This is a genomic window from Pinirhizobacter sp. (assembly GCF_035317885.1).
In the GTDB taxonomy this organism is placed as follows: Bacteria; Pseudomonadota; Gammaproteobacteria; order Xanthomonadales; family Rhodanobacteraceae; genus Pinirhizobacter.
The window spans coordinates 1-9,975 of the sequence record NZ_DATHFX010000210.1; the positions used below are offsets into that span (position 1 = coordinate 1).

Here is a 9,975-nt window from a genome sequence, read left to right on the forward strand (position 1 = left end):
GTTGGATTCCCCTGTGCGGCGATCTGTCTCACGTTAGCACTACGGGCGGAGTTTACAATCCATCGATGCAGCCCCAGCAGTCGCCGCCACTCAGGGAGAAGCCATGAGCCGCTTGTTGCGTTGCGCTGCCCTGTTGCTGGCGCTACTGGTTGCGGGCATGGCCGTGCATGCCGCGCCGACGGGTGCGCCCAAGGTGCCCGACACGCTCAAGCAACGCATCGCCAGCTGCACGGCCTGCCATGGCGAGTCCGGCGAGGGCTCCGACAATGCGTTCTTCCCGCGCCTGGCGGGCAAGCCGCAGGCCTACCTGGTGCGGCAATTGCAGGACTTCCGCAACGGCCTGCGCCATTACGCGATCATGGAATACACCGTCCGTCCGCTGGATGACGACTACCTGCGCGAGATCGCCGGCTACTTCACCGCCCAGGACGTGCCTTACCGAACCCATCCCGCGCCCGCCATGACGGCGGCGCAGAAAGCACGTGGCGAGGCACTGGTGACGCAAGGCGACAAGGCACGCGGCGTGCCGGCGTGCACCGCATGCCACGGCAGCAACCTTACCGGTGTGCAGCCGGACATTCCCGGGTTGATCGGCCTGCCGTACGACTACCTCAGCGCCCAGCTGGGTTCCTGGCGCACCGACACGCGCCGCGCCGCCGCGCCCGATTGCATGGCCACCATAGTCAGCCATCTTTCCGATGCCGACATCAGCGCCGCAGCAGCCTACCTTGCGACCCATCCGATTCCAGATGACCCGCACCCCCAGGCGGCGGGTTCGGTCACCATGCCGCTTCGCTGCGGCAGCGTAGGGAGCTAAGACCATGCGCGCATCGAACATCGTGTTCCGCGCCGCGCTCGCCCTGGGCATGGTGCTGGCGGGGTTTGCCGTGGCCCATGCCGATACGGCGTCGGTAGAGCGTGGCCGCTATCTCGCCACCGCCGGTGATTGCGCCTCGTGCCATACCGCCCGCAATGGCGCCCCCTTTGCTGGCGGTCGCGTCGTGGGCACGCCGTTCGGCGGCATCCCCACGCCCAACATTAGCTTCGATCGCGCCACGGGCATCGGCGCGTGGACGAAGGACGAGTTCTACCTTGCGATGCACGATGGCGTATCGCGCGATGGCACCTTGCTGTACCCGGCGTTCCCGTTCACCTCGTACACCAGGATGACGCGCGCGGACGTCGACGCCGTGTACGATTTCCTGGCCACGGTGCCGAGGGTGTCGCGCCGGAACGACGAGCCGCAGTTGAGCTGGCCGTACAGCATGCGCTCGTTGATGAGCGCCTGGCGCCTGCTTTATTTCGACAAGGGGGAATATGTCCCCGACCCGTCGAAGTCGGCGCCATGGAACCGGGGCGCCTACCTGGTGCAGGGGCCGGGCCACTGCAACGATTGCCACACGGCGCGTAACTCGCTGGGCGCCACGGTGAGTTCGCCGCGCCTGGCCGGCGGCCTGATCCCGGTGCAGGACTGGTACGCAACCGACCTCAGTACGGCCAAGGGGGGAGGCCTGGCCAACTTCCGCCAACAGGACATCGTCGACCTTCTCAAGACCGGTCGCTCGGCACGCGGCACCGCGTTTGGCCCGATGGCCGAAGTAGTGCAGATGAGCACGCAGTACCTGTCCGACGGCGACCTTGCCGCCATTGCGATCTACCTGCAATCGCTACCGCCGCGCCCCGCGCCCGATCAGGGCAACGACATCGACGCCAGTGCATCGATGGCACGCGGGCAGAAGATCTACGCCGATGGCTGCGCCGGTTGCCATGGCGTGTCGGGCAGCGGTGTGGCCGGTGTCTATCCACCGCTCGATGCCAATTCGTCGGTGGCCGAGCCGGTAGGCGTCAATGCCATCCGCATCGTGCTCTCCGGCGGCTTCGCCCCGGTCACGGCCGGCAACCGCCGTCCGTATTCAATGCCGCCTTTCGCCCAGAAGCTCAGCGACCAGGAGGTGGCCGATGTCACCACCTACATCCGCCGCTCGTGGGGCAACAACGCGCCACCGGTGCAGATCGACGACGTGCGCAAGTACCGCTCGACGCCTACGTATTGATTCAGTGACTGAGCGCGGCCGATGCCGCGTCCGCCCAGGGCTCGATCCGCCACGACGCGCGCGCCTGGCCCGACGGCGAAGGCAGCACGAAGCATCGTGTGGTGCCCAGCAGGGCGGGCTGTTCGCCGAAGGCCACGTCGCGGCCATAGAAAGCGCGGGCGGCATTCTTGCTGGTAAAGGCCAGCACGTGTGGCGAGAAGCGGTCGATTTTCATGCGCAGCGAAGCTGAGTCGAAGGCATCGCGGGGAAGCTCGTCATCGTTGCCGTGGTGGTGCTTGGCAAGGTCGGTGAGGCCGATGCCGAAGCTCGGTAGCAAGGGAAATTCCTCGGGACGAAGAAGGCGTGGCGTCAGGCCCACCCCGTGCACGGTGCGCCAGAACATGTTGCCGGGATGGGCGTAGTACGCCCGTTGCCGCGCCGAGCGCGTGCCCGCCGCGGTGCCGCAGAACACCAGGCGCAGCCCTGGCAGCATCACGTCCGGCAGGACGTGCTCGACCGTGTCGTCAGTCATCGAGGAGAAAATCGCAGTAGCGGAAGCGTTCGTCGCGCATCACCAATTCCCCCTGGCGCAAGGCAAGATCGTGCTCGAAAAGCGGGCCGCCAAAACTCAAGGTGTGGAATTCACCCCGTTCGCCGCAGGGATCGGCGCTGCCGGGCAACGACGCCAGCAGGCTGGCATCGAAGGCGTGCCCGGCGAAACGGCCGTGCAGTTGTTGCGTATCCACGCAACAAAGCCGGGCAAGGTGGCCTTCGGCGACGAAGCGATGGGCAAGTGCGGTGGTGTCTTCGCCCCAAAGCGGGAAGATGCCCTCCCAGTCCAGTGGCGCAAGCTGCTTCTGGCGATACGCCCGGACGTCCTCAAGGAACAGATCGCCGAAGGCGATGTGCCGAAGGCCCGGCCAGCGCGCCTGGGCCTCGGTCAGCGCCGCGGCGAAGGCGGCCTCGTAGGCATCGTTGCTCGAAGGCCATTCCAGTTCGGCCACCACCAGCGGAAGACCCAGCGCCCGGGCCTGCGCTTGGAGGATATCCCGCCGCACGCCGTGCATGGCGATGCGCTGGAAACTGCGGTTGACCGTGGTGAGCAAACCCACCACGCGCCATGACGCATCCTCCCGCAGCCGCTGCAGGGTCATCAGGCAATCCTTGCCGCCACTCCATGAGAGCAATACTTCGGTAGGGGATGTTGGCATTCCCCCATGGTAGCGGGAATAAAAAAAGCCCGGCAACGCCGGGCTCTTTCTGCCTGTCCCCGATTGGGATCAACCCTTGCGGGACGCCTGCTTGCGGTCGTTTTCCGTCAGGTGCTTCTTGCGCAGGCGGATTTCCTTCGGGGTCACTTCCACCAGCTCATCGTCCTCGATGAAATCGAGCGCCTGCTCCAGCGAGTACTTGATCGCCGGGGTGAGCTTGATGGCATCGTCCTTGCCTGACGCGCGCATGTTGGTCAGCGGCTTGGTCTTGATGGCATTGACGGTGAGGTCGTTGTCCTTGGAGTGGATGCCGATCAGCTGGCCTTCGTATATGTTGTCGCCTTCGGCGGCGAACAGCTTGCCGCGCTCTTCCAGCGGGCCCAGTGCATAGGCCGGGGTGGCGCCGGGGGCGTTGGCGATCATCACGCCATTCAGGCGCTTGGCGATGGCGCCGGTTTCCTTCGGGCCGTAGTGGTCGAACACGTGCGAGAGCAGGCCCGAGCCCTGGGTGAGGGTCTTGAACTCGTTCTGGAAGCCGATCAGGCCCCGCGCCGGGATCATGTAATCCAGGCGCACGCGGCCCTTGCCGTCGGACTCCATGTTTTTCAGCTGGCCCTTGCGGACGCCGAGCTTTTCCATCACGCCGCCCTGGTGCTGCTCTTCGATGTCGATCACCAGCTGCTCGACCGGCTCCTTCAGCTCGCCGTCGATTTCCTTGATGATCACCTCGGGGCGGGACACGGCCAGTTCGTAGCCTTCGCGGCGCATGTTTTCGATCAGCACCGACAGGTGCAGTTCGCCGCGGCCGGACACCAGGAATTTATCGGGATCGGAACCTTCCTCGACCTTCAGCGCCACGTTGTGCAGCGTCTCGCGCTCCAGGCGCTCGCGCAGCTGGCGGCTGGTGATGAACTTGCCGCCGGAGAGGTCCTTGTTGCCGGCGAACGGGGAATTGTTCACCTGGAAGGTCATGCTGATGGTCGGCTGGTCCACTGTGAGGGCCGGCAGTGCCTCGGGGAAGTCGAGCGCGCAAACGGTATCGGAGATGCCCAGTTCCTGGACGCCGGAAATGGCCACGATGTCGCCGGCCTCGGCTTCCTCCGCTTCGATGCGTTCCAGGCCCATGAAGCCGAGCACCTGCAGCACCTTGCCCTGGCGCTTCTTGCCATCCGGGCCGACGATGCTGACGGGCATGTTCTTCTTGATCTTGCCGCGCTGGATGCGGCCGATGCCGATCAGGCCGACGAAGCTGTTGTAGTCGAGCTGGCTGATGCGCATCTGGAACGGACCGTCCGGATCGACATCCGGCTTGGACACGTGCTGCATGATCGCTTCGTACAGCGGGGTCATGTCGCCTTCGCGGGTTTCCGAATCGAGGCTCGCATAGCCGTTCAGGGCCGAGGCGTAGACGATGGGGAAATCCAGCTGCTCATTGGTGGCGCCGAGCTTGTCGAACAGGTCGAACACCTGGTCGACGACCCAGTCCGGGCGGGCGCCGGGGCGATCGACCTTGTTCACCACCACGATGGGCTTGAAGCCCATGGCGAAGGCCTTGCTGGTGACGAAGCGCGTCTGCGGCATCGGGCCGTCCAGGGCATCGACCAGGATCAGCACCGAGTCGACCATCGACAGCACGCGCTCGACCTCGCCGCCGAAGTCGGCATGGCCTGGGGTGTCGACGATGTTGATGCGGTTGTCGCGCCACCTGATGGCGGTGTTCTTGGCAAGGATCGTGATGCCACGTTCCTTTTCCTGGTCGTTGGAGTCCATCGCGCGCTCAGCAAGCACGGTACGCTCGGCGAGCGTGCCGGACTGCTTGAGCAGCTGGTCGACGAGGGTCGTCTTGCCATGGTCGACATGGGCGACGATGGCGATATTGCGCAGTTTTTCGATGGACATGCCCGGACCCCCCGGCTCGTGGCCGGAGCACCTTTCGTGGTTAAGGAAGCCGCTTAGTATACGGGCAATCGGTGGCATCCGCATGAATCATTAACAATAGTCACCCTATCGCGGCCGTCGGCGCAGCAGCTATCGTTGCCATCCCTTACCTTAAGGAAGGCTCATGCCGGAGGTCCGCGTCACCGATCACCGGCACGGCGACGACCTGCTCAGTGCCGGCCTGGGCCTGGCGGGCCTGGTTGGCCTGGTGCCCTCGTGCGCCAATCCCTTTGCCCCCACATCGCAAGAACTTCGCCGCCGTGCCATCCAGTCGAGCTGGAAGGGCATTGCCGATTTCGGTGTACTCGGTGGCTTCGGCGAGGTTTATGGGGCCGTGCCGGATGTACCCGGCCGTGAATTCACCGCCTTCGACACCCTCGACGGCGCACGTTTCCCGCATCGCGTGCTGCTGCAGGCGCCCGACGCCTTCGACGAGAAGGCGCGCTGCCTGGTGGTGGCGCCTTCATCCGGGTCGCGTGGCGTCTATGGCGCGATCGCCCTGGCCGGTGGCTGGGCTTTGCCGCGCGGTTTCGCCGTGGCCTACACCGACAAGGGCGCGGGGGCCGGGTATTTCGATCCTTCGGACATGAGCGGCGTGGCGCTTGACGGGCGCCGTGCGCGCGTGGGCGAGGCGCCGCTGGAATTCGCCGTGGAGGGACTGGGCCCGCTCGATGGCCTGGGCGTCAAGCATGCCCACTCGCAGGACAACCCCGAGGCCGACTGGGGACGCCACGTGCTGGCGGCTGCGCGGTTTGGCCTGGCGATGCTCGACCGCGCCTATCCTCGGCTTGCCCCGTTCACGCCGGCCAATACTCGGATCATCGCCACCGGTCTTTCCAACGGCGGTGGCGCGGTGCTGCGCGCCGCCGGCGACGATACCGACGGTGTACTGTCCGGCGTGGTCGCCCTGGAGCCCAACATCCACGTGCCCGGGCGTGGACGGCCCCTGTACGACTACGCCACGGAAGCTGCGCTGTTGTTGCCTTGCGCGCTTACCTCGCCGCATTTCGCTAGTGCGCCATTCGCGCAGGCGATGGGCGGCTCGCCGTTGCCGTGGGTCGTCCGTGGCGCCAGCCTGCGCGCGCTTGGCCTGGTCGAAGGGGCCACCCCGACGGCGCAGGCGGCCGATGCACTGGCACGGCTGCGGGGCACTGGCTGGCGCGATGAATCGCTGGCCACGGCGGCGTCATCCACATCGCTGGATCTCTGGCGCGCGTTGGGCGCGACGTACGCATCGTCGTATCTACGCTGCCCGCCCGATCGCATGCCCTGTGGCTTCGTTTTCCGCAACACGATGCCGGCATTGCGGCCTACCTGGTGGTCCGACGCCAGCGGCGTGCCGCCCGGCCCTGGCGTGGCCATGCCCGGCGGCACCATGCCCGGCATGGACGCGAACCTGCCGGGCGAGCAGGGGCTTCGCGCGCTGTGGGACGGCACGTCGACGGATGCTGCAAAACTGCGTCGCTCGGTCGATGCCACCCGCGTCAGCCTCCCCGCCGAAGGCTTGCCGGTGATCGTGGTCCACGGCGCCGCCGACGGGCTGGTCCCTGCCACGTTCAGCGCCGACCCTTACGTGGCGTGGTTGCGCGCCTCGGGCCGCTCGCCGGTGTACTGGCGCGTGCCCCACGCGCAGCATTTCGACGCCTTCCTGGCATTCCCGGATTTCGGTGATCGCCACGTGCCGCTCCTGCCTTACGGCTATGCCGCGCTGGATCGACTCATGGCTCACCTGGCCACGGGCAGGGCCCTGCCCGAGGATGCGGTGCCTGCGGGTGCCCGGCCGCGAGGACCGGGGAAACTCACCGCCAGCCACCTGGCGCTCACGTCCGGTTGAATCGCGTGGACGGCCCCCCCACGTGGGGTCGGGTATGCTCTTGCCCCCATTGCCGTCCGCCATGCCCCGTGGCGGTCATTCCAGGAACACCGAAGGATTCCCATGCCGATCACCGTTACCCTGCGCACGACCAAAGGCCCGATCCACATCCGCATGCACGACGACAAGACGCCGCTCACCGTGGCCAATTTCGTCAACCTGGCCCGGCGCGGCTACTACGACGGCCTGACCTTCCACCGCGTGATCAACGATTTCATGGTCCAGGGCGGTTGCCCCGAGGGCAGCGGCCGCGGCGGTCCGGGTTACCGCTTTGGCGACGAGTTCGACCCTTCCCTGCGCCACGACAAGCCGGGCGTGCTCTCCATGGCCAACGCCGGCCCGGGCACCAACGGCAGCCAGTTCTTCATCACCCACGGTGCCACCCCGTGGCTGGATGGTAAGCACAGCGTGTTCGGCGAAGTGATCTCGCCCGAGGACATGGCCGTGGTCAACCAGATCCGTCAGGACGACATCATCGAGAAGGTCGTGGTGGAAGGCGATGTCGACGCCCTGCTGGCTGCCCAGGCCTTCCAGGTGGGCGAGTGGAACAAGGTGCTCGACGCCAGCTGAAAAGTGCTGCCGTATGGGCCCATCGAAAGCGGTGGCTAACCGTCATCTGCCGGGTATACGCTCCCAAGGCTGGGGGGTTTCACGGGAGATACGACATGGGTCTGCTCGATGAACTGCTTGGCGGCCAGGGTGCCGCGAACAATTCCGCGAACAATGCCGCCAACGACGGCGGGTTGGGATCGGCGCTGGGCGGTGGCGGCCTGATGGCCGTGGCCGCCGCCTTGCTCAGCCGGGCCGGCGGAGTTGGCGGCCTGGTCAACATGCTCCAGCAGCATGGCCTGGGTGGCGCCGTCCAATCCTGGGTGGGCACGGGTGAGAACCAGCCCGTAGCGCCGGCCCAACTTTCCCAAGCCCTGCAGGGCGGGGGGCTGGGCGATCTGGTACAGGAAGCGGCGGCCAAGATGGGCACCAGCCCCGACGAACTGATGGCCAAGCTTTCCGGCGTGTTGCCGCAAGCAGTGGATCACCTCACCCCGCAAGGCCAGGTGCCTGAGCACCCGCAGGGTGGCTTTGATACTTCGGCCCTGAGTGGCCTGGCCGGGAAGGTCTTCGGCTAGCTAAAAAACAAAGGGGCCGCGCATGGCGCGGCCCCTTCTTCTTTGCCAGCCAGCGCCCGGTCAGGCGGTGCGGCGCCGGAACATCCGCCAGATCAGTAGCAGCACGATGGCGCCGACCAGCGAGGCGATGAAGCCGGCCGAATCCTCCGGCCCATACCAGCCCAGTTGCTGGCCCGCCCAGCTGGCCAGCAGGGAGCCGGCGATGCCCAGCAAGCCGGTGATGATGAAGCCACCCGGATCTTTCCCCGGCACCAGGAACTTGGCGATGATGCCCACGACAAGGCCGATCAGGAATGCCCAAAGCCAGTGCATAGCCGCTCCCCGTTGGTTGGTGTAGGCGCATCATGCACCGGCCGGGGCGGGAAGTCTGCCAGCCGTGGTAAAATTTTCAGGCTTTGCCCCTTCCGTTGCCCACGACGAGTACCCGCATGCCGCAGCTTGCCCAGCGAATCGGACGCGCCAAACCCAGCGCCATCATGGTCATCGCCGAAAAGGCGAAGAAGCTCAAGGCCGAGGGTCGCGACATCGTCAATTTCTCGATCGGCGTGCCCAATTTCCTTCCCGGGGCGCATGTGTATGATGCTGCCCGCAAGGCGCTAGACACCGATTCAGGCCAGTACGGCAGCAACCGCGGCGCGGACGCCGTACTGGATGCCTTCCTGGGCCACATACAAGCGCTGGGCCTCACCGGCTATACCCGCGCCAACATCTGTACCGGCGTCGGCGCCAAGCACATCCTGTACAACCTGGCCGAGGCGCTGCTGGACGAAGGCGACGAGATCACCTTTCCCACGCCCTACTGGACCAGCTACGTCGACATCGCCGAGATCGTCGGCGCGAAGATCAACCTGCTGCCATGCCCGCCGGAGCAGAATTACAAGCTCACTCCGGCCCAACTGGATGAAGCCCTGGCCCGCAAGCCGCGCGTGTTCCTGTTCAACAATCCGTCCAACCCGACGGGCATGGTGTACACGAAAGAAGAAATCGCAGCGCTCGCCGATGTCATCGCCAACTACCCGGACACGTGGGTGATCACCAATGACATCTACAACACCATGGTGTTCGGTGATGTGGGCTACCACAACTTCGTCCACATCAGGCCGGAACTGAAAGACCGCGTGATCTTCGTCGATTCGCTGTCCAAGACCTACGGCATGCCCGGCTGGCGCGTGGGTTTCATTGCCGCTCCGGAGGCCGTGGCGCGCGCCGTCACCACGATGAACTCCAACCACATCACCAACCTGCCCGAAGTGGTATCGGCCGCGGCGGTGGCGGCCCTTTCCGGTCCGCAGGACATCCCACGGCAGAAAGCCCGCGAATTCGCCGTCAAGCGCGATCGCGTGCATGCGGCGTTGGTGGCCATCGACGGTGTGTATTGCCCGCGTCCACAGGGTGCGTTCTACGCTTTCCCCGATATCTCCGTTGCCTTCGGCAAAAGCCACGGCAGCACGCGCATCGACAACGACGTGGAGTTCTGCGCAGCGTTGCTCGAGGCCAAGGGTGTGGCCTGCGTGCCGGGCTCGGCCTTCGGCGAGCCGCGCGCGCTGCGTATTTCCTATTCCTGTCCCGACGACCGGCTCGACCAGGGTATGACCCGGATCGCCGAATTCTTCGCCGAACTTCACTGAACCATCGACTGTTAGGAGTCATCCCCCATGAAAGCTCCCGTACGTGTTGCCGTGACCGGCGCTGCCGGCCAGATCGGTTATGCCCTCCTTTTCCGCATTGCCGCCGGCGACATGCTCGGTCCGGACCAGCCGGTGATCCTGCACCTGTTGGAAATCACCCCGGCG

At 65.8% G+C, this 9,975-nt stretch carries 10 protein-coding genes and 1 pseudogene; 7 read left to right on the plus strand and 4 right to left on the minus strand.

What is annotated here, in order from left to right; all coding sequences use genetic code 11:
• Positions 1-103 precede the first annotated feature (103 nt).
• A complete protein-coding gene (locus VK519_RS06555; protein WP_324348392.1) occupies positions 104-817 on the plus strand; it encodes a c-type cytochrome in 714 nt (237 codons plus the stop codon).
• A gap of 4 nt (positions 818-821) precedes the next feature.
• Complete coding sequence (locus VK519_RS06560) at positions 822-2,054, plus strand: c-type cytochrome (protein WP_324348394.1); 1,233 nt, start codon at positions 822-824, stop codon at positions 2,052-2,054.
• A 1-nt stretch (position 2,055) separates the two neighbouring features.
• Here the strand turns inward: VK519_RS06560 and VK519_RS06565 are convergent, their stop codons facing one another.
• From VK519_RS06565 to typA, 3 genes are all read right to left on the minus strand, one after another.
• On the minus strand, positions 2,056-2,565 hold the full coding sequence (locus tag VK519_RS06565) for a mismatch-specific DNA-glycosylase (RefSeq protein ID WP_324348395.1): 510 nt from the start codon (positions 2,563-2,565) through the stop codon (positions 2,056-2,058).
• Positions 2,558-3,244: a Dph6-related ATP pyrophosphatase gene (locus tag VK519_RS06570; protein WP_324348397.1), complete on the minus strand. Its 687-nt coding sequence runs from the start codon at positions 3,242-3,244 to the stop codon at positions 2,558-2,560. The genes VK519_RS06565 and VK519_RS06570 overlap by 8 nt, the downstream gene beginning before the upstream one ends.
• A 69-nt stretch (positions 3,245-3,313) precedes the next feature.
• Positions 3,314-5,143 (minus strand): translational GTPase TypA, encoded by a 1,830-nt coding sequence (typA, locus tag VK519_RS06575; RefSeq protein WP_324348398.1) that lies wholly within the window; start codon positions 5,141-5,143, stop codon positions 3,314-3,316.
• Between the two features lie 163 nt (positions 5,144-5,306).
• Between typA and VK519_RS06580 the strand changes: the two genes are divergently transcribed.
• The 3 genes from VK519_RS06580 to VK519_RS06590 all read left to right on the plus strand — a co-directional run bounded on the left by VK519_RS06580 (position 5,307) and on the right by VK519_RS06590 (position 8,182).
• Positions 5,307-7,016 (plus strand): 3-hydroxybutyrate oligomer hydrolase family protein, encoded by a 1,710-nt coding sequence (locus tag VK519_RS06580; RefSeq protein WP_324348400.1) that lies wholly within the window; start codon positions 5,307-5,309, stop codon positions 7,014-7,016.
• A gap of 102 nt (positions 7,017-7,118) precedes the next feature.
• On the plus strand, positions 7,119-7,625 hold the full coding sequence (locus VK519_RS06585) for a peptidylprolyl isomerase (protein ID WP_324348402.1): 507 nt from the start codon (positions 7,119-7,121) through the stop codon (positions 7,623-7,625).
• Positions 7,626-7,720: 95 nt separating this feature from the next.
• Positions 7,721-8,182, plus strand: a complete 462-nt coding sequence (locus tag VK519_RS06590; protein ID WP_324348404.1) for a YidB family protein — start codon at positions 7,721-7,723, stop codon at positions 8,180-8,182.
• Positions 8,183-8,242: 60 nt separating this feature from the next.
• On the opposite strand, the gene VK519_RS06595 is transcribed toward VK519_RS06590, so the two are convergent.
• Entirely contained in the window at positions 8,243-8,494 is a 252-nt protein-coding gene (locus tag VK519_RS06595; RefSeq protein ID WP_324348405.1) for a GlsB/YeaQ/YmgE family stress response membrane protein, read from the minus strand.
• Between the two features lie 116 nt (positions 8,495-8,610).
• On the opposite strand from VK519_RS06595, the gene VK519_RS06600 reads away from it, so the two are divergent.
• Positions 8,611-9,810 (plus strand): aminotransferase class I/II-fold pyridoxal phosphate-dependent enzyme, encoded by a 1,200-nt coding sequence (locus VK519_RS06600; RefSeq protein ID WP_324348406.1) that lies wholly within the window; start codon positions 8,611-8,613, stop codon positions 9,808-9,810.
• Between the two features lie 27 nt (positions 9,811-9,837).
• A pseudogene (locus tag VK519_RS06605) lies at positions 9,838-9,975 on the plus strand (malate dehydrogenase); the annotation flags it as partial.

Coding starts and splice junctions, on each gene's coding strand:
- VK519_RS06600 (WP_324348406.1), top strand. CDS start 8,611: ATGCCGCAGCTTGCCCAGCGAATCGGACGCGCCAAACCCAGCGCCATC.
- VK519_RS06590 (WP_324348404.1), top strand. CDS start 7,721: ATGGGTCTGCTCGATGAACTGCTTGGCGGCCAGGGTGCCGCGAACAAT.
- VK519_RS06585 (WP_324348402.1), top strand. CDS start 7,119: ATGCCGATCACCGTTACCCTGCGCACGACCAAAGGCCCGATCCACATC.
- VK519_RS06595 (WP_324348405.1), bottom strand. CDS start 8,494: ATGCACTGGCTTTGGGCATTCCTGATCGGCCTTGTCGTGGGCATCATC.
- VK519_RS06555 (WP_324348392.1), top strand. CDS start 104: ATGAGCCGCTTGTTGCGTTGCGCTGCCCTGTTGCTGGCGCTACTGGTT.
- typA (WP_324348398.1), bottom strand. CDS start 5,143: ATGTCCATCGAAAAACTGCGCAATATCGCCATCGTCGCCCATGTCGAC.
- VK519_RS06560 (WP_324348394.1), top strand. CDS start 822: ATGCGCGCATCGAACATCGTGTTCCGCGCCGCGCTCGCCCTGGGCATG.
- VK519_RS06580 (WP_324348400.1), top strand. CDS start 5,307: ATGCCGGAGGTCCGCGTCACCGATCACCGGCACGGCGACGACCTGCTC.
- VK519_RS06570 (WP_324348397.1), bottom strand. CDS start 3,244: ATGCCAACATCCCCTACCGAAGTATTGCTCTCATGGAGTGGCGGCAAG.
- VK519_RS06565 (WP_324348395.1), bottom strand. CDS start 2,565: ATGACTGACGACACGGTCGAGCACGTCCTGCCGGACGTGATGCTGCCA.